At 66.2% G+C, this 23,137-nt stretch carries 17 protein-coding genes; 7 read left to right on the forward strand and 10 right to left on the reverse strand.

The features are described 5' to 3' along the window. Positions 1–539: 539 nt before the first annotated feature. Entirely contained in the window at positions 540–1,304 is a 765-nt protein-coding gene (locus AC07UK_RS30120; protein WP_436221652.1) for an NADPH-dependent F420 reductase, read from the reverse strand. 221 nt (positions 1,305–1,525) lie between these two features. Between AC07UK_RS30120 and AC07UK_RS30125 the strand changes: the two genes are divergently transcribed. Further along, positions 1,526–3,847: a TonB-dependent receptor gene (locus tag AC07UK_RS30125; RefSeq protein WP_436221651.1), complete on the forward strand. Its 2,322-nt coding sequence runs from the start codon at positions 1,526–1,528 to the stop codon at positions 3,845–3,847. A gap of 37 nt (positions 3,848–3,884) precedes the next feature. Next, positions 3,885–4,949: a YVTN family beta-propeller repeat protein gene (locus AC07UK_RS30130; protein ID WP_436221650.1), complete on the forward strand. Its 1,065-nt coding sequence runs from the start codon at positions 3,885–3,887 to the stop codon at positions 4,947–4,949. An 11-nt stretch (positions 4,950–4,960) separates the two neighbouring features. On the opposite strand, the gene AC07UK_RS30135 is transcribed toward AC07UK_RS30130, so the two are convergent. Beyond that, positions 4,961–5,641, reverse strand: a complete 681-nt coding sequence (locus tag AC07UK_RS30135) for an ankyrin repeat domain-containing protein (RefSeq protein WP_436221649.1) — start codon at positions 5,639–5,641, stop codon at positions 4,961–4,963. A 353-nt stretch (positions 5,642–5,994) separates the two neighbouring features. On the opposite strand from AC07UK_RS30135, the gene AC07UK_RS30140 reads away from it, so the two are divergent. Both AC07UK_RS30140 and AC07UK_RS30145 read left to right on the forward strand, forming a co-directional pair. Next, positions 5,995–7,725, forward strand: coding sequence for a pyrroloquinoline quinone-dependent dehydrogenase (locus AC07UK_RS30140; RefSeq protein ID WP_436221648.1), 1,731 nt, complete (start codon positions 5,995–5,997; stop codon positions 7,723–7,725). Between the two features lie 22 nt (positions 7,726–7,747). After that, positions 7,748–8,368, forward strand: a complete 621-nt coding sequence (locus AC07UK_RS30145; protein ID WP_494693902.1) for a c-type cytochrome — start codon at positions 7,748–7,750, stop codon at positions 8,366–8,368. 3 nt (positions 8,369–8,371) lie between these two features. On the opposite strand, the gene AC07UK_RS30150 is transcribed toward AC07UK_RS30145, so the two are convergent. Next, positions 8,372–9,232, reverse strand: a complete 861-nt coding sequence (locus tag AC07UK_RS30150) for a LysR substrate-binding domain-containing protein (RefSeq protein ID WP_494687535.1) — start codon at positions 9,230–9,232, stop codon at positions 8,372–8,374. A 107-nt stretch (positions 9,233–9,339) separates the two neighbouring features. Between AC07UK_RS30150 and AC07UK_RS30155 the strand changes: the two genes are divergently transcribed. Continuing rightward, positions 9,340–10,635: a DUF3422 family protein gene (locus tag AC07UK_RS30155; protein WP_228772494.1), complete on the forward strand. Its 1,296-nt coding sequence runs from the start codon at positions 9,340–9,342 to the stop codon at positions 10,633–10,635. Positions 10,636–10,637: 2 nt separating this feature from the next. Here AC07UK_RS30155 and AC07UK_RS30160 read toward each other — a convergent pair whose 3' ends face one another. The 3 genes from AC07UK_RS30160 to AC07UK_RS30170 all read right to left on the reverse strand — a co-directional run bounded on the left by AC07UK_RS30160 (position 10,638) and on the right by AC07UK_RS30170 (position 13,906). Continuing rightward, positions 10,638–11,555 carry an ATP adenylyltransferase family protein gene (locus AC07UK_RS30160; RefSeq protein WP_436221645.1) on the reverse strand — a complete coding sequence of 306 codons (918 nt, stop codon included), beginning with the start codon at positions 11,553–11,555 and terminating at the stop codon, positions 10,638–10,640. A gap of 34 nt (positions 11,556–11,589) precedes the next feature. Further along, positions 11,590–12,834: an NAD(P)/FAD-dependent oxidoreductase gene (locus tag AC07UK_RS30165; protein ID WP_436221644.1), complete on the reverse strand. Its 1,245-nt coding sequence runs from the start codon at positions 12,832–12,834 to the stop codon at positions 11,590–11,592. 151 nt (positions 12,835–12,985) lie between these two features. After that, complete coding sequence (locus AC07UK_RS30170; protein WP_436221643.1) at positions 12,986–13,906, reverse strand: LysR family transcriptional regulator; 921 nt, start codon at positions 13,904–13,906, stop codon at positions 12,986–12,988. A 170-nt stretch (positions 13,907–14,076) separates the two neighbouring features. Between AC07UK_RS30170 and AC07UK_RS30175 the strand changes: the two genes are divergently transcribed. Both AC07UK_RS30175 and AC07UK_RS30180 read left to right on the forward strand, forming a co-directional pair. Continuing rightward, the gene (locus tag AC07UK_RS30175) at positions 14,077–15,072 is read left to right on the forward strand and encodes a Bug family tripartite tricarboxylate transporter substrate binding protein (protein ID WP_436221642.1); all 996 of its coding nucleotides are present in this window, start codon (positions 14,077–14,079) and stop codon (positions 15,070–15,072) included. 27 nt (positions 15,073–15,099) lie between these two features. Next, entirely contained in the window at positions 15,100–16,623 is a 1,524-nt protein-coding gene (locus tag AC07UK_RS30180; protein WP_494687536.1) for an amidase, read from the forward strand. 46 nt (positions 16,624–16,669) lie between these two features. Here AC07UK_RS30180 and AC07UK_RS30185 read toward each other — a convergent pair whose 3' ends face one another. From AC07UK_RS30185 to AC07UK_RS30200, 4 genes are all read right to left on the reverse strand, one after another. Then, a complete protein-coding gene (locus AC07UK_RS30185; RefSeq protein ID WP_436221640.1) occupies positions 16,670–18,274 on the reverse strand; it encodes a GMC oxidoreductase in 1,605 nt (534 codons plus the stop codon). Next, positions 18,271–20,157, reverse strand: a complete 1,887-nt coding sequence (locus tag AC07UK_RS30190; protein ID WP_436221639.1) for a preprotein translocase subunit YajC — start codon at positions 20,155–20,157, stop codon at positions 18,271–18,273. The genes AC07UK_RS30185 and AC07UK_RS30190 overlap by 4 nt, the downstream gene beginning before the upstream one ends. 113 nt (positions 20,158–20,270) lie before the next feature. Next, positions 20,271–20,735, reverse strand: coding sequence for a (2Fe-2S)-binding protein (locus AC07UK_RS30195; RefSeq protein ID WP_436221638.1), 465 nt, complete (start codon positions 20,733–20,735; stop codon positions 20,271–20,273). Further along, a complete protein-coding gene (locus tag AC07UK_RS30200; RefSeq protein WP_436221637.1) occupies positions 20,704–23,028 on the reverse strand; it encodes a xanthine dehydrogenase family protein molybdopterin-binding subunit in 2,325 nt (774 codons plus the stop codon). Before AC07UK_RS30200 ends, AC07UK_RS30195 begins: the two co-directional genes overlap by 32 nt. Positions 23,029–23,137: the final 109 nt, after the last annotated feature.

Below are 23,137 nucleotides of genomic sequence, written 5' to 3' on the forward strand. Positions count from 1 at the left end.
TCTGTGTGGAAGCCTCGCGGCTCCCTCGCTCTTTCGAGCGGTCGCTCACTCTCAGAAAACTGACTGACCAGATCCGAAGACCCAGTCACGTTTTGCTGTGCGAGCACTGTATAACTTGTAAAGCTAAAAGACCGAAGTCTTCCGCATCCGTTATCAAGCGCCCACACTTATCGGTTGTTTGGTTGTTAAAGAACCCGCCCTTTCGGGCACCGCATCCGGCTTTGCCGTTTGCGTCGCTGCGTTTTGTTTGCAGCGGAGAAACGAGACTATAAAGAACTTTCTGCGATTAATCAATCATTTTCGAGAAATTCTTTATTCTGGAAGGCTCACTCTTTCGAATCTCGAATCGAGTTAATCCTTGCAAGTCTTTTCCCACCCCCGTTGCGCGGTGCCTTGCGAACGAGGGGGCGAATCTTAATGCCTGGATGCCTGCCTTGCAAGCATTTTTGAGGAAAACCTGAAAGCGCCTCTTTTGCCACTTGAGCGCCCTCCCCTGCGACCCGAAAGGTGAACGCATCGGCGAGCACGGGGACTAGCCCCTAATTCCCGCCCATCTTCCTGCGAAATTCCTCGGCGGTGCCAATCTGCCGGAACAGCGGCCCGCCCGGCGCGAACCTGTCCGCGCTGGCCAGCGGCCCCACCATCACCGGCTCGAAACCCGCATCGCGAACCAGTTGTGCCGCCACCTGCAGCGCCACCTGGTCGTCACCGGCAATCGGCACGGCAATCAGGCCGCCGGGCCGGTGATGTTCACTGGCGAAGTTGGTCGCCCCCATGAAATTGAACGCCCGCACCACACGTGCGCCGCGCAGGTATTTCGCCGTAGTGATGCCAATGCCGTTGCGCTGGGCTTCTTCGGCAATCGCGCCATCGCGCTGGGGAATGGCATTGGTGGCATCCAGCACGATCTTGCCTGACCACGCCCCGGCATTCTCCTGGCTGAGTTGCGGCAACGCGCCGTAGGGGGTAGCGAGGAACAGCACGTCGGCAAAGGTGATGGCTTCCGCGACCGTGCCCGCCCGAGCCAGCGGGCCGAGGCCGTCGACCAGCGGCTTGAGCGATTCAGGATGACGCGACGAGAACAGGACCGGGTGCCCCGCCTTGACCCAGAGCCCTCCGACCGTCCCGCCGATGCGCCCCGAGCCGATTACGCCGATGCGCGCCGGCCCGGCGTGCCCCGCTGCGGCCGCTCCCTGAGCGCAGGCGCCCAGCGGCGGAAGGCTCAGCGCCAGGATGGCCAGTGCGCCTACCCGCAGCAGCATGCGGCGGCGTTCAGGATCGATGACAACTGCCGGATCTTGCATCGCGCGCTCCTGCGAGGATTGCCTGGCCCTGCGGCCAGTATGCAAGATCTCCTCCTGCACACTGGCCGCCCAAAAAACTCTAGGCGAAAAAACGACCTGCCGGGCAATCGCCCTTGGCACCGCCTGCGCGCTGGACTAGATTAGGTAGCATTTGCGCCACTCCAGGAAGTCTCCATCACAGCCACAGCCGCCCGCGCGATGCGGCACGAGAGGGGAACCTCATGGCCCACGCCCGCCGCCGCACCCGCCCGTCCCGGCATGCGCCGGGCATGGTCGCCATTGCGCTGGTGGCGGCCGCGCCTGCCGCGGCGCAGCAGGCCAGCCAGCCTGACGCGGGCAGACTGGCGGACCAGGTCCACAACCTGAACGAGGTCACTGTGGTCGCCCCGACGCCGTTGCCCGGCTTCACCATCGAGCGCCAGGCTTTTCCCGCCAACGTCCAGACCGCCACCGATGGCGACCTGGAACGCGCGAAGTCCGTCAACCTCCCGTCCTTCCTGGCGGAGAACATGACCGGCATCGTGGTCAATGACGCGCAGGGCAATCCGTTCGCGCAGGACATCCTGTATCGCGGCTACCGGCTCTCGCCGACGCTGGGTTCGGCACAAGGGCTGTCGCTGTACCTGGACGGCGTGCGCCAGAACGCGGCCCTGGGCGACGTCATCAACTGGGCCGGCATGCCGGAGGCCGCCATCAGCACGGTAACGCTGGTGCCGGGCAGCAACCCGCTGTACGGGCTCAATACGCTGGGCGGCGCGCTTGCGCTGGTCACCAAGTCGGGCGAAACGCACCAGGGCGTGGAGGCCGACCTCAGCATCGGCAGCCATGGCCGAGCGCGGCTCGATGTCAGCACGGGCAAGTCGCTGGGCGACGGCTGGCACGCCTACTTTGCCGGCACCGGCTGGCGTGAGGATGGCTGGCGCGACAGCTCCGACAGCGATCTGGGCAACCTCTTCTTCAAGCTGGGCCGCTCGACCAGCGCCACCCAATGGAGCCTCAGCCTGCTCGGCAGCAACAGCCGGCTGTCGGGCAACGGCCTGACGCCGGACAGCATCTACCGCGCCGACCGAAGCGCCATCTACACCGCGCCCGATGTCACGCGCGCGAAATCGCTGCAGCTGACGCTCAATGGTGCGCACCAGTTCAATTCGCAGGACCAGCTGCAGCTAACGGCTTATGTGCGCCGCACGCGCTCGCGCACCAACAGCGGCGATATCCACGACGACTACCTGGACACCCTGCGCGACTGCCAGGGCACCCCCGGCGCCGCAGGCTGCGAAGCGGACGAGGCGCCCGCCAATGCCGTGCTCAACGCTTCCACCGTGAGCGAGACCAGCTATGGCGTGTCTGCGCAGTGGTCGCACGATGGCGAGACGCACCGTTTCGCACTGGGTGCCGCGCTGGACCTGAACCAGTCGCGCTACGCGCAAACGACGCAGTTGGCCAGCTTCGACACAGCGCGCACGGCGCTTGGCGATCCCAATGCGCCAGTGGTCACCAATGCTTTGCTGGACGGCCACGACAGCACGGTGGGACTGTACGCTACCGACACCATCCGACTGCTTCCCCAGACCTTCCTGACGCTGGCCGCGCGCTGGAACGAAGGGCGACGGCATACAGTGCTGGGCGCGCCCACGCCATCGGACGAACGCTTCACGTTCACAAGGCTCAACCCGTCGGTGGGCGCATCGCACGCGCTGTTCGACAGCCTGACGATCTTCGGCTCCGCTTCGCAGGGCACACGCATGCCCACGGCGATCGAGCTGGGTTGCGCGGACCCTGCAAATGCCTGCCAGCTTCCTACCGGCCTGCAGGCCGATCCCCCCCTGCGCCAGGTGGTCACGCGCACCTTGGAGCTGGGCGGACGCTGGCAGCCGGCTGACACCACTGAACTGACCCTGGCGCTATACCGCAGCAACAACACCGACGACATCATCTTTCAGCGCTCTCCGTTCAGTCCGCTGGGCTATTTCTCGAACTTCCCGAAGACCCGCAACCAGGGCCTTGAGTTGGGCTTGCGGCAGCGGCTGGGCCGGCTGACGCTGCGCGCCGGCTACAGCTACACGCAAGCGACCTACCAGGCGGACGGCCAGTTGCAGACCCCCTTCGCTGCGCCGGTGGCGGTGCATCCGGGCACGCGCATGGCAGGAATCCCGCTGCACAGCTTCAAGCTCGGCGCAGACTGGCGCGCGACTGCCACCATCAGCGTGGGCGGCGACGTGATCGTATCGTCATCGCGTCCAGTCGCGGGCAACGAGGATGGCGCGCTCAGCGCGCAGGACCCCGGCCTTGCCCGCACCGCTGGCTACCTGCTGCTGAACCTGCGCGCCAGTTGGCAGTTCTCGCCGCGCTGGCAAATCTACGGGCGCATCGACAACCTGTTCGACCGCCGCTACGAGACTTACGGACAGGCGGGCAACAACCTGTTCCCGGGCGGCACGCTGCTGTTGCCCGGCGCGGCCGTACCCGTCGACCGCTTTGTGGCACCGGGCTCGCCCCGGCTGTTCCTGGTCGGCGTGCGTTATGAATGGGGCGGGCCCTGAGCGGGCCGCCATGCATCCGGGCAACGAGGAGAACGTCATGCCTTCGCACCTTCCATCCCGTACGCGACACATGCTGGCCGCTGGCCTCCTGGCGCTGGTGTGCCCGGTCGCCGCCGACGCAGCGCAGGCCTATGTGTCGACCGAAGGCGGCGGCATCGCCGTCATCGACCTGGACCGGCTCGAACTCATGCCCAGCCTCCCGGCCGGGGGCAAGGGGCCGCGCGGACTGGCCGTGACCACGGATGGCAAATACCTGCTGGCGGCCAATAAAGGCACGGGCGACCTGTCGGTAATTGACCTTGCCACGGGGCAGCTGGTTCGCCGCGTGCCGATCGGACAGAACCCGGAATTCGTGCGCGTGGCCGGGAACCAGGCCTTCGTCACCTACGAACCGGGCGAGCGCTCCGGCCCGCCCGGGGCCGCGCCGCCCCCATCCGCGAAGGGTAAAAGCGATGACGACAAGCCCCTGCCGGCGGAAATCGCCGTGATCGACCTCAAGGACTGGCGCGTGAACCGTACGATCCGCAGCGGGCTGGAAACCGAAGGTATCGAGTTCTCGCGCGACGGCAAGCTGATGCTGGTCACCAATGAAGGCGACGACACCGTCACGGTCTATGAGAACGACAGCGGCAGGCAAGTAAAGCTGCTGCCAATGCCCGCCGGTTCGCGCCCGCGCGGCATCAAGGCAAGCCCGGACGGCAACCGCTATGTGGTGACGCTGGAATCAGCCAATGCCTTCGTCGTGCTCGACGCCACGAACTTCCGCGTGCTGCGCACCGTGCCGACGCGCACCGGTCCCTACGGGGTGGCGTTCGATCGCGCCGGTGAGCGCCTGTTCGTCGCCGCCTCGCGCGCCGACACGCTACAGGTGTTCGATGCGCAGACCTTCGCGTCGCTGGCTGACATCGCGATAGGCAAGCGCTGCTGGCATTTCAGCTTCACGCCGGACGATGCGCGGCTGCTGGTGGCCTGCGGGCGCTCCAATGCGGTCTATGTCATCGACGCCCGCACCTACAAGCCGGTGCGCCAGTTCGACGGGCTGCCGCTGAGCTGGGGCATCGTGACCTATCCCAAGAGCGTGGGTTCGATCGATTCGCCGTAAGCGCAGCGGCGCTACTTCGCCGGTGCCGCTGCGGTCTGGCTGCCCGCCAGCGCGGCGGCCACGTTCTTCGCACCAGCCTGCTCGGCAATCTCGCGCGCAGTCAGCCCGCGATCATCCCGCAACGAGGCATTTGCGCCACGCGAGAGCAGCAGCTGGACCACGTCACTCTTGTCATAGCCGGCCGCCCACATCAGTGCCGTCAGGCCATGTGCGTAGCGTGCGTTGATATCGACGCCGGCATCGAGCAACTGCCTCACCACCGCCGTGCGGCCCTCTCCCGCTGCGTAGATCATGGCGGTCTTGCTGACGCGGTCGGTGGCGTTCAGCTCGGCATGACGCGCCAGCAGCATCGCGGTGATCTCCTGGTAGCCACCAAACGCAGCCGCCATCAGCGGCGTCACGCCTTGCAGGTTCGGCTGGCTGACGTTAGCGCCGTGTTCCACCAGCGCGCGCGCCATGCCGGTCAGGCCGCGCTTTGACGCCGTCAACAATGGCGTGTCGCCGATGCGGTTGCGCGAGTCCACCGCGGCGCCCTGCTTCAGCGCTCCACGCACCCCGGCCTCGTCCCCCGCGCGCGCCGACGCCAGCAACCGCGCGTTCAGGCTGATGTCGTCATCGGCAAGTGCCCGAACTGCAAGCAGGCCGAGCGCGCACACGCACACCATTGAAATCCTTCGCAGATCACGGTTCATATCCGGCTCCTCCGATGACAACCGGCGCGATGCATTGCGCAAGACGGGTACCGCAACGCAAGGCAATTCCCGGTGTCTTCTGCTTACCCGCCCGCTAAGTCTGGTGCGCAGGAAGCACAAATTCAAGCGGCCTTTTCATGCTGCAATGCATCGGTTCAACGATGTCCTTGCAGTGCAAAAAACCGCGCTGCGTGTGCTTGTTGTTTTGCTTAGGTTCTTGCCTATACTGCACTTCACCTCGGGCCACTTCGACGCGCGGCAGGGCCTGCTTTGCCTCGCCACGATACGCATCGGCTTGTGCGTGTCCCTCACCCAGGCGGCCAGGTCGACAAGAATCGAATAAGGAGCGCCCCATGCTCTCATTCTCTCGCCTCTCCCGGCACACCCTCCCCTTGCTGTTCCTCACCTTCCATGCAACCGCCGCGCTCGCCGCCGGGGAAACTCAGGACAGCGCGACCACGCCGGGCGCACCTATGTCCAGTGCGCTGCGCCCGGTCACCCAGGCACAGTTGGATGCTGCAGGCACCAACGGCAACGACTGGCTGCACTCCAACGGGTCGTACGTGCAGATGCGCTACCATCCAGCGGCGCAGATCAACACGAAGAACGTCGCCAGGCTGCGCCCCGCCTTCATCTTCCAGACGGCAGTGATGGAGTCGATGGAGACTGCGCCGATCGTCGTCAATGGGGTCATGTTCCTGACGACTTCCTATAACCACGTCTATGCCATCGACGCGGTGACGGGCAAGGAGTTCTGGCACTACAAGCACAAGATGGGACCGGTCACCACGTTCTGCTGCGGGCCTAACAACCGTGGCGTGGCAATCAGCGGCGATCGCCTCTACATGGGCACGCTCGATGCCAAGCTGGTCGCGCTTGATGCCAGGACCGGCAAGCTGCTGTGGGAAACCCAGATCGCTGACCCGGAACTCGGCTACTCCGAGACCATGGCGCCGGTGGTCGTCGACGACAAGGTCCTGATCGGCACCAATGGCGGCGAATATGGCATCCGCGGCTTCGTCAAGGCGTTCAGCACGACCGACGGCAAGCTGCTGTGGACCTTCCACACCATCCCCGAGAAGGGCCATGAAGGGGTGTGGGCCACCAAGGACGCCACCGGGCGCGACATGAAGCGCGACATCGCCGCCGAGAAGAAGATGCTGGCCGACAAGGGCGGCGACTTCTACAAGACGCTGGGTGGTGGCGTGTGGATGGCCCCGGCGGTCGACCGCGCCAACAAGCTGGCGATCTTCGTGGTGGGCAATCCGTCGCCCGACCTGTACGGCGCGATCCGTCCCGGAGACAACCTGTACACCGATTCCCTGGTCGCGGTCGACCTGAACACCGGCGCCTACAAGTGGCACTCGCAATATATCGCCCATGACGTGTGGGACCTGGATGCAGCCAGTCCGCCGATCCTCGTGGACGTGCGCGATGAAAAAGGCCAGATGATCCCGGGCGTCATCCACGGCGGCAAGACCGGGCACGTCTATGTGCACGACCGCCGCGACGGCCGACTGATCCGCTTCTCGCAGGCAATGATCCCGCAGGAGAACATGTGGACCCTGCCCACCCCGCAAGGTGCGCGCATGCTGCCGGGCGCCAACGGGGGAGTGGAATGGTCGCCGATGGCGTTCAACCCCAAGATGCGGCTTGCCTATGCCGCCAACCTGCATCAGCCGATGACCTACCAGGTCGAGGATGTCCCCTATCCAGGCGGCAAGCTGTGGCTGGGCGGCGCCTTCAAGGTCATCCCGAGCGAGCAGCAGTGGGGCAAGCTGTCGGCGGTCAATATCGATAGCGGCAAGGTGGCGTGGGATTACAAGACCGAGCAGCCGCTGATCGGCGGCGTGCTGGCCACGGCCGGCGGCCTCGTCTTCACTGGCGAAGGCAACGGCCTGTTCAAGGCATTCGATGCGGCCAACGGCAAGATGCTGTGGCAGTTCCAGTGCGGGGCCGGCGTGAATTCGCCGCCAGTGTCCTATACCGTCGGCGGCAAGCAGTACATTGCCGTCGCGGCCGGCGGCAACACCCAGCTCGACTTCAAGCGTGGCAACAGCATCTTTGTCTTTGCGGTGCAATAGGTTCGCCGCAAGCGATCCCGGAATGCCGACTACCCCGCGCCGCCGCCTCCCCGCGGCGCGGCGCGCAGCGGTGCCCGCCATGGTGACTGCACTGCTGGCACTGTTGGCCCCAAGCGGCAATACCCGTGCCGATGCGGCCGCCGGGCAGGCCAAGGCGCAGGTCTGCGTTGCCTGCCATGGTCCGCAGGGCAATTCCACCAATCCTGCCTATCCGCAACTGGCGGGACAGACCGCGCGCTACCTCTACCTGCAGTTGCGTGACTTCAAGGAAGGACGGCGCAGCGACCCTGCCATGTCGCCAATGGCCACGCCTTTGTCAACAGAGGACATGCAGGACCTGTCCGACTATTTTGCCGCGCAGACGCCGACAGCGTCGACCTACAAGGTCGACGCAGCGCGGGTCGCCGCCGGGCGCAGCAAGTCGGAGGAAGTGCTTTGCACGATGTGCCACCTCGGTGGATTCGCCGGGCAGAACGAAATACCGCGGGTAGCCGGGCAGCAGTACGCGTATATCGTCAAGCAGCTGGAGGACTTCCGGGCCAGGCGGCGCACGAATGACGCGGGGAGTATGACCAGCGTGTCGCGCAATCTGAGCGATGACGACATCAGGAACCTTGCGCATTACATTACCGGCCTGAACTGATCCTTACGCTTGCCGGCGCTGCAATTCGGCCAGGATCTGTTCGGCAAGGAAGTCACAAGGCGGCCGCTTCGACTTTGCGCTGCGCGCCAGCACCAGCTCCAGCCCGGCCAACTCTGGCAGCCCCTGGGCCTGGCCAAGGATGGTGAAATGCGCCGGGACAGCACATCGTGCGAGCGGCGCCACGGCCAGTCCCGCTTCGACCATGCTGAGCAGGCCGAGCAGGCTGGGACTTTCATAGGACATGCGATAGGCGATCCTGGCTTGCTCCAGGCTGCGGATCGCAATGTCGCGGGCGACGCTGCCCGACTGGAACACGGCAATGGGCAGCGGCCGCTCGTTCCAGATCTCGTGCGCCGCCGGCGAGGCGGCCCACACCATCGGTTCCAGCCGGATGAACTCCCCGGACAGCCCCTTCACTCGCGTTGCACAGACCAGGTCGACCGATCCGTCCTTGACCATGGGCGCCAGGGCCACGCTCGGCAAGCTAATGACCTGGATCTCGACCTTGGGGTAAGTCGCGGAGAATTTCTTCAGGATCGTGGGCAGCAGGGATGAGGCATAGTCGTCCGGCATGCCGAGCACCACACGCCCGGTCACGTCGGGGCGGACCACGGCCGCCCAGGCCTCGTCACGCAAGGCCAGCATGCGGCGCGCGAAGCCCAGCAGGACTTCGCCTTCCGGGGTCAGCACTACGATTCTCGGCTTGCGCACGAACAGTGGCTTGCCCAAAGCCCGCTCTAGCGCCTTGATCTGCATGCTGACTGCCGACTGCGACCGATGCACGAGTTCCGCCGCACGGGAAATGCTGCCCGTATCGGCAACCGCCACCATCATGGCCAGCACATCGAGGTCAAGCGCTTTCATTGGTATCAGAAAAACTGAAGCAACAGATCAATATTACGCGTTTTTCTTATTCATTGGCCCTCGGGCATACTGGCCAGAAACGTTGACGACCTATGCCACAGCCAATCATGGACCACCCCTTGCGCGACAGCCTTGCGCGCGAACTGCATGCCCGCCCCTTCCTGCGCATCGGCGGCTCCGCCTCGCTGACGCACTTCGCCATCTATGCCGACGGCGATACCGCCGTCCACCATGCCTTGCTGGCCTCCTTGTGCCGGCTGACCGGGCTGGAAGACCCGGCCGACGGCGTGACCCACTATTCAGGGCGATGGGGCGATGACAAGCAGCTGAAGTGGGAGCGGCACACGGAGTTCTCCACCTTCACATTCGTGGCGCGGCGTGGTGACGCGGACTACTTCTCCGACCTGGCCACCTCCCATATCCCGGCCGACTGGTTCGACAGCTTCGCCGGCAAACGCCTGGTGGCGCTGCGCATGGAACTGGTCTCGGGCGAGGCAGCGGCCCATGCCCGCGACAACGTGAGGCAATGGATCGACGGCCCGATCCTGGCGGGCAGCCACGTCCTGGGCGGCGGTGAGGTGTTCTGCGACTGGACGATCCCGCCCGACGGCTTTTCGCGCTTCCTGGTCATCGACAACGGCTTCCGCGAAGTGCAAGGCGGACGGCTGCTGCAGCGGTTGTATGAAATCGAGACCTACCGGATGATGGCGCTGCTGGCCTTGCCGGTGGCGCGTGACCTGGGCCGCAGCGTGGACAACCTGCAGCGCTCGCTCGCGCCGCTGATGCGCAGCATGGACACGAGCCAGGGCGGCCGCCACGATGCCGAGTTGCTGGAGCGCCTGACGCACCTGGCGGTCCGCATCGAGGCACTGGCGGAATCCGGCAACCGCTTCAGCGCGTCGCGCGCCTACGAGAAGCTGGTGCTGGCGCGCATCCAGGAATTGCGTGAAGAGCGCATCGAAGGCATACCGACCATCGCCGAATTCATGGAGCGCCGCTTCGCGCCTGCCATGGAGACGTGCAGGTCGGTCTGGGCGCGGCACGAGCAGTTTGCCGGCCGCGTGGCGCGCGCGCTCGACCTGCTGCGCACGCGCGTCAACCTCGCGCAGGAGCAGGACACCACGCGCCTGCTCGAAGGCATGGACCAGACCGCGCGCAGCCAGCTGCGGCTGCAGCACGCGGTCGAAGGCCTGTCGGTCGCGGCCATTTCCTACTACGTGCTGTCGCTGGCGGGTACGGGGCTCAAGGCGCTGCATGCGGTGCATCTCCCGCTGGACCCGGAACTGATCAAGGGTGTCCTGATCCTGCCAGTAGTGCTGCTGGTGCTGCGTGCAACCCGGCGCAGCAAGCATGCCGGGCAAAAAGCGGCAGCGCGGCAGCCGGCTGCGAATCAGGCCGCGTAGGGTCACGTCAGGGGCAGCCAGGCGGCTGTCCCGCCCTGCCCCGCGGCTCGCCGCAGGAGACGCATCGGGCCAAGGTTCTCAATGGTTTGCATCTGCGCAGCATCCCGGACAAAAAGCGACCCGGCGAACGCCAGGGCATTGACCGATATGCCTTCCACGCACTCCCCGGATCTCGGCACCAGCAACAGCCCTGCGGACATGACCAGCAGGTTGTACGGCGCCGACTGGCGCAGGCCGCCCTCGACATCCACCGCCCGCACGCCAACCGCATCAAGCAGCACGCGGTAGCGCTCGCACGCCATGCGCGCCACCTCTTCGACGGGCGCCGCAAACAGATCCAGCGGCGCGAACGCATGCGCGAATGCCAGGGCGGGAACGACGCCGATGGCGCCGGCGATCCGTGCCGACGCCAGCAAGGGGCCGATCGGCAGCGCCGGGCCACCCTCGGCGAGCGGCAACGGCACGATCTGCAGATGTTTGTGGCCCTGGCTCGCTCCCGCAGCTGCCCCGCCGTTGTAGAAGCCCAGGCTCGGGAATTCCGCCATGCAAGCCAGCAGCGCTTCAAAGTCAGCCACGGTCAGCAGGCATTCCTGCGGTTCGAAGCGCCGGGTGACGATGAGCAGATGATGCTCGATGACATTGAACTTGTTGAGCAAGGCCACATGGGTGTCGGAGATATCCGCAACAAACAGTTCCGGGTCATAGGGCAGGAATGGATTGCCCCCGGCACTGCTCGTCCCGCGTGCCTTGTCCTTGCGCGCCAGGCTCGACACCTGGCGGACCAGGAACCGCACGCCGCCGTCCTCAATTGCCGTCTGGGCGGTTTCGATCGGGCACAACGCCCCGCTCTGCATGGCGTGCGCCGTCCGCTGCATGATTGCCGGCCACAGCGTGCCGGGCTGAAGGTGTCGAGGGTGCATGATCCGCTTTCACTCCCCTTTCAGCATAGCCGTCTCACGCGCCGAAGCGGATCGGATCATACGGGCGGGCATCGACATACGGTTGCTCACCGTCCATCAGTTCGGCAAGCAGCCGGGCCGTGACGGGGCCGAGCGTGAAGCCCTGGTGGCCATGTCCAAAGTTGAACCAGAGGCCACGATGGCGCGGTGCCCTGCCGACGATCGGCCGCATGTCGGCGACACATGGCCGGGCGCCGAGCCAGGGCGTATCTTCGACTGGCGCACCGAGGCGCACCAGCTCGCGGGCGTGGCGCTCGGCATTCTGCAGCTGGATGGGGGTCGGCGTGGCATCGTGGTGCGCGAACTCGGCCCCCGTTGTCAGGCGCAGGCCGCGCTGCATCGGCGCCAGCATATAGCCGTTCTCGACATCGAGCAGCGGCATGGACGGCATCGGCTCAGCGGCATAGTGGCGATGGTATCCCCGCTTGACGAATAGCGGGAAACGATAGCCAAGCGGTCTGGTCAGGGTCGTGGCCCACGGCCCAAGTGCAATCACGGCCTCGGCAGCTTTGACCGGGCCATCTTCCGTCTCCACGGTCCAGCCGCCTTCCGTCTGTCTCAGCGTAGCGGCATCACCGCGACTGAAGATTCCGCCCTCCTTGCTGAACAGCGCCGCGTAGCGGCTTACCAGCTCGCCGGGATCGACGATGGTCCAGGGATCGCGCCAGTGAATGGCGCCGGCCACCGGCCCGCAATACGCAGGCTCGGTAGCCATCAGCCCGGCCTGGTCGAGAATCCGGCAATCGAGTCCGTGCTGCTGCGCGACTTCGGCTGCAGCGCGCGCCGCCTGGTCGAACGGCGCAGCGCTGCGATACGCCTGCAGCCATCCCGATTTGCGCACAAGGTCCTGTGCGCCGGTCAGCGCGATCAGCCGCTCGTGCTCGGTCAGGCAGTGCCGGATCAGGGCACTGTATGCCGTGACGGTGGCCGCGTACCGGTCAGGCGCCGATTCACGCCAGTAGCGCGCCAGCGCGGGCAGCAGGCTGGCGAGTGCCGCGGGGTGATAGTGGACATCGTTGCCCTGGCGGGAGATGACGCGAAGGACCGCCATCCACTCGCGCGGGAAAGCGTAGGGCTGCACCGCTTCGCGCTGGATGATGCCGGCGTTGCCATAGGATGTTTCCCTGCCGGGCGCCTGCCGGTCGACCAGCACGACCGCATGGCCGCGCTGGCGCAACGCCAGCGCCGTGCAGACGCCGACCATGCCGGCACCAAGTACCAGGATGTCTTTAGAAGCCATGGCAGATGCGGATCCTGGAGGGCAGGTTTGCGGTCCGGGTCATAGGGAGTCAGGCAATGGATGCTAATGCCCTGATTCTGCAATGCCGGCGCGTCCGGGCGGAATATCCGTCGCAATCAATTATTGGAATCCATGGTTGCCGATCCGGCAATCATGGGTCGCCTATGCGCGTGATGGCATCGGCCAGATGCTGCACGAAGGCGCGCCCCGCGGGCGGGAGGTTGCGCCGGGCCAGTGTCTGGATCTCGATATAGCGCTCGTTCATTTCCCGGTCGCGCAGCGGCACCGCGACAATGGACCCTTCCTTCAACCGCCGCCGGACCGAAAGCTCCCCATAGAAAGTGATGACACCGGCCCCCGCCGCAGCGAATCCGACCAGCGAGTCCAGGTGATTGCTGGAAAAAACGGTCTGGTAGCTGAGCCCCTGGCGGCTGCAACTGGTGTCCAGCAACTGCCGCAGTGAGCTGTCCTTGGGCGGCAGCGCGAGCGGATAGCCGATGACCTGCGACAGCGAGATCTGGCGCTGGCCCGCCAGCGGGTGGTCCGGCGCCATGACCGCGAGCACCGGGGCCGGGTGGCGCAGTTCCACCTCGATATCGAGTTCGGGGAGGCCGCTCAGCGTGACGCCGATATCCGCCTCGCCGTCGCGAATGCGCCTGGCAATGTCGCCTTGCGGGCACACGTCCAGGTCGAAGCGGATGCCATCGTATTTCTCCCGGAAACTGGCGGCCAGAGCCGGAAGGAAATCGTGCGCGATGCCCTCGACGCTTGCCAGGTGGACCTGCCCCACGCGCAAGCCACGCAGTGCCTGGATGTCACCCGTGACGCGATCGATCTCCTGCTGGGCGCGCTTGGCGTGCGCCGCCAGCATCTCCCCCGCCGCATTGGGTACCAGGCCGCGCGCGCGCCGGTCGAACAGCAGTGTGTCCAGCTCGCTCTCCAGCTTGGCGATCTGCCGGCTGATCGCCGATGGCGCCACGTTCAGCTTGAGGGCGGCGTCCTTGACCGAGCCGGTGCGTACGACCTCAAGGAAGTAGCGGACGGCGGTTTCCTGCAGGATGCGATACGACATGGTCGGGGCGAAAGCGAAGCCAAGGTCAGATTCATTTTATGGATTGCCTTTTCGGCAATCAAGCTTTCGAAACATTGCGACGATGTCACGCCGGATTGATCGTACGATGAGATCACGCTGTGCCCCCACCCTGCTGCGCTGCGCGATACCTACCCTGCCGGAGCATCAACATGCGATCCACCGCCCACCGCACCTTGTTCCTCCTCACGGCCTGCAGCGTGGCTGCCGGAACCGCGCTGGCGCCCGCCCCTGCCACTGCGCAGGGTGGCTATCCATCCAAGCCGATCCAGCTGGTCCTGCCGTTTCCGCCAGGCGGTGCCACAGACATCGTCGGCCGCACCATCGCCCGCAGACTCGGCGAGCGTCTTGGCCAGACCGTGGTGGTTGAGAACCGGCCCGGGGCCGGCACCATTGTCGCGGCGAGCTACGTGGCCAAAGCGGCACCGGACGGCTACACGCTGATGGCCACGTCCGGCACCACGTTCACGGTCAATCCGGCGGTCTACGCAAAGCTGCCCTACGACCCTCAGAAGAACTTCGAGCCCATCGGCATGATCGGGTCGACCGGCTTGATCCTTCTGGCAAACCGCGACGTGCCGGTGAACAACCTCAAAGAGTTCGTCGCCGCGGTCAAGGCAGACCCGGGCAAGTATTCCTACGGCTCGTTCGGCGCCGGCACCACTGCCCACTTTGCCGGCGAAGAGCTGCTGAACCTCACCGGCACCAAACTGCTGCATGTGCCCTATAAGGGCAGCGCGCCGGCGATGACCGATCTGATGGGGGGCCAGATCCCCTTCAGCGTGGATACGGTGGCTGCGGCCATTCCACAACTCAAGTCCGGCAAGATCAAGGCCATTGCGGTCACGACGGCGAAGCGCTCGTCGCTGCTGCCGAATGTGCCGACCGTCGCCGAAAGCGGCTATCCGGGCATGGACACCAGTACCTGGATCGCGCTGGTCGCGCCTCGCGGCCTGCCGGCGGAGGTCCGGGCCAGGCTGGAAAAGGCACTGGCAGACACCATCGCCGATCCGGCAACGCGCAGCCAGCTGGCGGAGAGCGGCATCGAGCCCTTCTACGCGCCCGGCAAGCAGGTCGCGGCCATGATCGACAAGGAAATCCCGCAGATGCGTGCCATCGCGCAACGCGCCCATATCAAGCTTGACTGACAGCAAGGCCCCGGAGACACCTGTTCCATGACCACGCAAGACAGACTGACCTCGGCCTCGGCGGTCGAACTCCGACGACTGATCGGCTCCAGGGAAATCTCGCCGGTAGAACTGCTGGAGGCGTGCATCGCGCGCATCGAGACCTATAACCCGCTGATCAATGCCATCACGGCAACTTGCTTCGAGCGCGCCCGCAAGGAAGCGCGCGCCGCCGAACAGGCCATGCTGCGGGGCGAACCGCTCGGCCTGCTGCACGGGCTGCCGCTAGGGGTCAAGGACCTGGAGGCCACCGAGGGCCTGCTGACCACCTATGGCTCGCCGCTGTTCCGCAACCACGTGCCGACCGACGACAACGTGCTGGTGAAACGGCTGCGGGCGGCCGGTGCCATCGTGGTGGGCAAGACCAATATTCCCGAAATGGGCGCCGGCGCGAACTCGCGCAACGCGGTCTGGGGCGCGACCGGCAATCCTTTCAACCCGAACCTCAATGCGGGCGGCTCCTCCGGCGGCTCGGCCGCGGCGCTGGCCGCGGACTTCCTGCCGGTCTGCACCGGGTCGGACACCGGTGGCTCGCTGCGCATTCCCGCGGCCAAGTGCGGCGTGGTCGGATTCCGGCCCTCGCCGGGTATCGTCCCCAACTCGCGCAAACTGCTGGGCTGGACGCCGATCTCGGTGGTCGGGCCGATGGGACGCACCGTTGCCGATACCTGCCTGCAGCTGGCGGCTTCGGCCGGGGTGTCGGTGACCGATCCCTTGAGCTACGCGGTGGACGCCGCAGCGTATCTGTCGCCGGCACCGGTGGACCTGTCGGGCTTGCGGGTCGGCTGGACCGAAGACTTCGGCAGCTGCGCGGTCGACGACGGTGTCCGCCGCGTGTTCCGCGCCAGGATCGCAGAGATGCGCCACCTGTTCCGGCAATGCGACGAGGTCCGCTTCGAGCTTGGCGATGTGCACCGCTGCTTCGATGTCCTGCGCGCCGAAAGCTTTGTCGCCGGCTTGCATGACGCCTACCAGCGCGACCCCGCCTCTCTCGGCCCCAATACGCGCGCCAACTACGAGCTCGGCGCGAAGATGTCACTGGGCGACAGCGCATGGGCGCAGGCCGAGCAGAACCGTATCCTGCATCGCTTCCAGCGGGCCTACCAGGAATACGACCTGATCCTGTCGCCAACCACGCCGGTGTCGCCCTTCGCATGGACCAGGCTGTTCGCGGACACCATCAATGGCGAAAAGCAGGAAAATTATTACCGCTGGCTGGCCTTGACCTATGTCGTGACACTGACCACGCACCCTGCCATTTCCCTGCCGTGCGGCACTGACGAGGCCGGCATGCCGTTCGGGCTGCAGGTGACCGGCCGCTTCCGCGGCGACCTGGAGACGCTGGGAGCGGCCCAGGCGATGGAAGCTGCGTTTGCCATGCTGCCAGCGTTGCGCCGTCCCGTTCCCGACCTCGCCGCCCTCAGGCCCGCCAACCCGTCGCTGCGCTCGATTGTCACCGCGCCGCCGGCCTCTGGCACGGCGCAGCAATCGGGCGGCGTTTCCGCGGTATAGGCAAAGGGGCTGAAGACACAGGAATGCGAGCGTCGCGGCCCCCGCGTCAATCTTGCTCGCGCAAGAGCATCGCCACGTTACGCTCCGCGAGCGCCGCGATGGTGCGCGAAGGGTTCAGGCCGAGCGGGCGCGGGACGATCGCACCGTCCATGACATAGAGTCCCTTGTAGCCAAATACCCGGCCCCATGCATCGACGACACCGTCCGCGGCGGAGGCCCCCATGTTGCAGCCTCCCAGCGGGTGCGGTGTGACCAGGTTGTGCCACCGTCGCCAGGTGAGCGGTACCCACGGATCCCCGCCGGTCGCTTCCGAGAGCTGCGTATGCGCTGCAATCATGGCCTCGATGACCGCCACCGAGGCCTGATACGACCAGTCGAGCCGCAGCACCCGACGCCACGGCGCGTACCACCTGCGGCCCAGCTTCAGCTGGCCATCGCCAGGATCCACGCCTTGCCCGAACCACGGCATCATCCGCTCGACCGGATCGCCGTCGTCAAACAGTCCTCCGACGTCCTTCCACACCGCGCGCAGCTTGCGGGAACGCGTTCTCTTCATATGGCGTCGAATAAAGTTGCCTGCGAGGTTCGGGATGCCGCCGTCCTCGACGAAGAGCGCCTGTCCGTTCGGGCCGCCGTGGTCCAGCAGGTCGATCGCGGCGGAGATGGTCACGCCATGAGAAGGAGAGATCGTCCTGTTGCCATAGAAGGCTGGCGTCACGAAGTCACCATTGTGGGCCCAGCCAAATCCCAACCTTGGTGAAAGAGCGGGCAGCGTGCGATGCTCATCCCGACAGCGCAGCAGTAGCTCGGTGCTGCCGATGGAGCCGGCGGCCAGTATCACCCTGGCGGCCGTGACTGTGCCAGGGCTCGTCGTTTCGTTTTCCGGGTCGATCTTCCTGAAGCAGACCCGCCAGCCCTGCTGCAGCGGCTCGATCCTGTCTACCAGGTGCAACGGGAGAATCTCGGCGCCATTGTCTTCAGCCACCGCCAGGTAATTCAGGTCCAGCGTATTCCTGGCCGATACCTGGCACCCCACGTCGCAGTTGCCGCAATGGACACAAGTGCCCTGCCACCTGCCGTGCTGGTTCAGGAATCTCTCCGAATGACGGTCATCGCGGGGGTCTTGCCGTGTGGGGTCCCAATGCTCGGAAAATGTCACCGCCAGCGGCAATTTGCGGAAGCGCCCGCCCCATCCGCAGGCTTCCGCGCCCTCGCGCAATAGCCGGGTTCGCTCGCTCAACTGGTTATCCGGCACTTCGCTCACTGCGAGCATGCGCCCGACCTCCTCGTAGTGGGCCTGCAGGCCGGCATAGGTCACCTCTTTCGGCCAGCCGTGCTCAAAGGCTTCCGGCCTGGCTTCCACGGAAACGTTGGCGTAGATCAGCGAGCCGCCGCCGACCCCGGCCCCGGCGATGACCCATACATCAGAGAATGTCCGGATATCGGCCCAGCCATTGAAGCGATTGGCGCGCTCCTGGTTCCACAGCCAGGGATCACTCTCGTCGCGCGGGTAAGTCGCGGGGCTCCAGCGCCGGCCGCGCTCCAGCACCAGCACTTTGCGGCCGGCCTGCGCGAGCCGGCACGCCGAGACCGCACCACCGAAGCCGCTGCCGATGACGACGACATCGTAGGCCAGCGCATGGCTCATCATGACGCCCCCTGTCGTTGGATGATGATTGGCCTCTCCTCAATCATCCGCACCGCCTCCGGCGGCGATACCTGGCCGTCTGCCGGCACGAAGCGGGGGCCGGCCGCGCCGGGCTGGGCGCGCACGCGCCAGGTGCTGTTGACCTTGGCCAGGCGCGCGACGCCCTCGCCCAGCTGCCAATGGCGGCAAACCTTCTCCAGCTTGAGCGGGTAGATTGTCAATTGCCCACCCTCGAACCGCATCCGCAGGAAGCATTTGTAATCGGCGATGCGCTGGGAGGAGAATACCTCCTCGGGGTGCAGACGCCACAGGGCATTGCCCAACACCATCCAGACCCCAAACAGCAGGCCGCCGAGGGCGCCGCCCAGCAGCATGGCCTCGACCACGAACAGCAAGACGGGGGGCGCGTTGTCCGCGCCAAGGACATGGAAATTGAGGCGCAAGACGAGCCATAGCAGCACGACTGCCAGTGCCAGGTGCAGCAGCCCGTGCAACGCGCCGACAACGCACGCCAGCCGGACGCCGCGCCTGACATCCCTGGTGGACAGCGCAGCACAACTAAAGACGATGGCCGCTGCGAACACCACCGACGCCGGACTGTGCGCCATGACCCGGAACAGTTGGTGGAACACCTCGCCGATATTCCCGAATGTCACTTCGAGGCCGGCCAGCCGGTCCACGAAGCCGCGTTGATCGCGCCCGGGAACAGATACCAGGCTCGCGCTTTGAATGATCCAGTCGAACAGCAAGTACAGGATCGCCACCAGCGCACAGAACGAGAGGTTGCGCGCAGGCAGTTGCCACGCGCGATTGCGCAGTTTCCGGGCGGTCGCCTTTTCCGGATACGCCGACTTCAGCTCGTAGCACTGTCTGGCCGGACCCACCACGATAGGCCTCGGTGGATCCGGCAGCAGATGCGTGCCGTGAAGAAATGCGCCGCCGCCGCCGCAGGTGATGCGATGCGGTCCCGCCGTGCCCGCTCGCGGCACGTAATGCGCGTAGTGGTGCGAGTTGCCGGCCAGCACCAGCGCGAGCCGATCGCCCAGCATCCCCTCGATCTCGCTCAGGCTCCGAAAGCGCGGCGTCTTGGTCTCGAGCGAAGGCATGGCCCGCCGCTCGCCGCGGCGCACGCGCTCCATCTCGTCGATCCAGCTCGCCTCGGGCGCGCACAAGACCACGCGGTCACCGGGCTGCAGCGCCGTGCACAGCTTCTGGAAGTACTCGCGCTGCGGCCGGTCGATTTCCGACTCCAGTTGCAGGTCCAGGCCCCAGATCCACCAGCCGCCGGGCAACTGCAAGGCATAGTAGCCGGTGCGCTGGCGTGTCTCCCAGCCGCCCACGGGCTTGCCGCTGCAGAACAAGCGGGCGAAGCCACGCAAGCCATCGTACCAGTCGTGATTGCCAGGCGTGGCGACCATCCACGGCGCGTCCGGCGGCAACTTGATCGTCTGGTCGCTGTATACGGGGTGAACAGCCTCGACTGGCGCAGGGAACGCCGCCCGGAAAGGATCGACGAAGCGCGTCCGATAGCCATCATGAGCAGGCGTCGGATACACCTGGTCGCCGCCCAGCAACAGCACCTTTGCCCGCGGCAGCGTCACGCCTTGCTCGCGCAGCGTCACCGCGTGACTGACGCACAAGGCCATGGAGTAGGTCGAGTTCCAACCGTCGCCCGTGTCGGCCAGATAGTCGACCCAGACACCGCCGTGCTCGTCAGCGGGCACCGGGAGCGGTGGATTCGGATTCAGTGTGGTGAGTGCCGCCTGCACCATGCGCTGGTCGGCAAAGGCGCCGATTGCCATCGCCACGGCGACGCGCATGGCGGTGAACGGCAGCTGTAGCGGGCTCAGCCAGTTCACCATGGTTCTTTGGGTGTAGAGTTCCACGCGCCCGGTCGCAGCAGATGCGGAAGCGATCGCCGCGGAGCCGGCAGCATCGGTCGCCGCCTGCGAACCACCCGGATATAGCGACGCTGGTGCTGACCCGGAATGTTCCACCATCACCCCCTCAACATCCCCGCCGCTTCCGCAATCGCCCGCCTGATCCGCGGGTACGTGCCGCACCGGCAGATCACGCAGCTCATCTGGTCGGCGATCTCCGTCTCCTTCGGATTCCGTGTGCGCTTGAGCAGCGCGCTCGCCGCCATCAGTTGCGCGCTCTGGCAGTAGCCACACTGCACCACCTCGTGCTTCAGCCAGGCCGCCCGCAGGGCGCTCGCCTCGGGGCCGTCTAGTCCTTCGATGGTGACGATCTTCTTCCCTTCCATCTCGCTCGCCTGGTGCTGGCACGACAGCAGCATCTTGCCGTTGACATGCACCGCGCAGGCGCCGCACACCCCCACGCCGCAGCCGAACTTGGCGCCCGTCAGCTTGAGCTCGCAGCGCAGCACCCACAACAGCGGCGTGCAGCCGTCCGAGCGGATTTCGACGCTCTTACCGTTGACACTGATCTGATTGTCTGACATCGCAGGCTCCGGAAGGCGGCAGGGTCTTCAGCAGCGGCAGGTCGCGCAGGCGCTCGCCGGTCGCATGGAACAGGGCGTTCGCCACCGCCGGTGCGATCGGCGGCGTGGTGGACTCGCCCACGCCCTGTGGCGGGCGCATCGAAGGCATCACGTGTACCTGGATGTCCGGGCAGTCTCGCAGGCGCATGGCCGGGAAGGCGGTGTAATAGTCCTCCTGCACCTTGCCTGCCTTCAGCGTGATCTTCTGCCACAGCGCCGCCGACAGCCCGAACACGATGCCGCCCTCGACCTGCTGCTCGATCAGGGTCGGGTTGACCGGCATGCCGCAATCGATGGCGCAGTAAACGCGATCCACGCGGACCTGCCCCGCGTTGTCCACCGACACCTCGGCGACCTGCGCCACCATGCTGCCGAACGACTCGTGCAGGGCCACGCCGCGCCCCACCTTCACCACGCCAGGCCGCTTGCGCAAGGGCTGGCCCCAGCCCGACATCCTTCCTACCTGCTCCAGCACCGCGCGCTGGCGCTCATCCCTGAGCAGGCTCATGCGGTAGTCGAGCGGATCCACCCCGACCGCCACCGCCAGCTCATCGACGAAGCTCTCCATGAAGAACGCGTGGTGCGAATGCCCCACCGAGCGCCAGTAGCCCACGGGGATGGCGAGGTCCACGGTCTGGTGGCCGACCCAAACGTCCGGCCAGTCATAAGCCTGGTCGAAGGCGCCTTCCACCGTGGACTTGTCCAGCCGCGACACGAAGATGTCGGGCAGGCCGAAGTTGCGCTTCGCGACGCCCTCCAGCACTGACTGGCTGGCCGAGATATTGCGCACGGCGATGACCTTGCGGCTACCGTCGAGCCAGGCCTCGAAGCGCGACACGCTGGCCGGACGATAGAAGTCATGCCGCATGTCCTCGGGGCGAGACCAGATCGTCTGCACCGGCACGCCCTTGCGCTGCGCGGCGATGGCGGCCGCCTGGCAGATGAAATCGACTTCGAGCCGGCGCCCGAAGGCACCGCCGATGGATTGCTGGCGCAGTTCGACCTGGTCCGTGTCCAGCCTGAGCGTCTTCGCCACGCAGCGGCGAGCCAGCCCGGGCATCTGCGTGGCGGCCCACACGCTGGCGCGGTCCTCCTGGACCAGTACCGTGCAGTTGACCGGCTCCAGCGCGGCGTGGGCGAGATAAGGCGCCGAGTACAAGACCTGGATGGCGGGCTTGCCCTGCTTCATGGCACGCCCGTCACCATGCTCGTACCAGACGCGTGGGTTGGAGGCGTCAAGCGCCTTCACCAGCGTGTCGCGGATGCCGTCGCTCGACAGGGTCCGCGCCTCGCCCTCGTCCCACTTGCACTGGACCTTCTCCACCGCCTGCATGGCGATCCACGCATCGCTGGCGATCACCGCCACGCCGCCGCTGCCGCCCTGCAGCGGCGGCAGCGCGACCAGGTCGAGCACGCCGGGCAGCTTCTTGACGTCGTCGGGCGGAGATCCCCGCAGCGTGCCGCCCAGCGTCGGACACATCTGCACGCTGGCGTAGACCATCGCGTCCGCCACCACGTCGATACCGAAACTGGCCGTGCCGTGGAGCTTGGCAGGGGCATCAAGACGCGCCGCGCGGGTGCCGATGAGCCTGTAGCTGGCCGGATCCTTCAGTTCGACCTGGCGTGGCAAAGGCTCACGCGCGGCTGCCGCGGCCAGTTCGCCGAAGGTAGCGCTGCGCCCCGACGGATGCACCACCTTGCCGGCCTGCGCGCGGCACGCTTCGGCCTTGACGTCCCACTGCTTCGCAGCCGCCGCGCACAGCATCATGCGGGCGGCGGCGCCGGCCTCGCGCATCGGCGTCCACAGGTCCCTGATGCTGGTAGAGCCGCCGGTGAACATCAGGCCCACCTCGCGCACGCCCTTGCGCGTGAACCATTCGGCGGCGCGCCTGGGCCACCCCTTATCGTCCGGACGGAATGGCAGGTTGGCGACCACGCCCTCGATGTTGTTGTACAGGTTGTCGACGGGCGACGGCTCGACGCGGATCTGCGACCAGTCGGCCTCCATCTCCTCGGCCAGCAGCATCGCCGCGCCGGTATGCACGCCCTGCCCCATCTCGGCCTTGTTCATGACAACCGTGACGGTGTTGTCGGACGCCACCTTGACCCAGCCGTTCAGCGCGAACTGCCCGTCGCGCACGGCCAGCGGCTCGCCACCCGCCAGGCGCTGGCGCGGCGGCAGCCAGGCCCATCCGATCACCAGCGCACCGGCAGCGCCCGCACCGCCGAGCAGGAAGGCTCTGCGCGTCAACATGGCAAGACTGGCGGATCGATCATCATAGAAAGGCCCCGTGCCGCCGATGGCATGGCCTATATTAGGTCGGGAAGTGCCGCAGCGCGAATACGAACACGTGGTTGGCGCT

The organism is Cupriavidus sp. GW821-FHT07C08 (genome assembly GCF_059419025.1).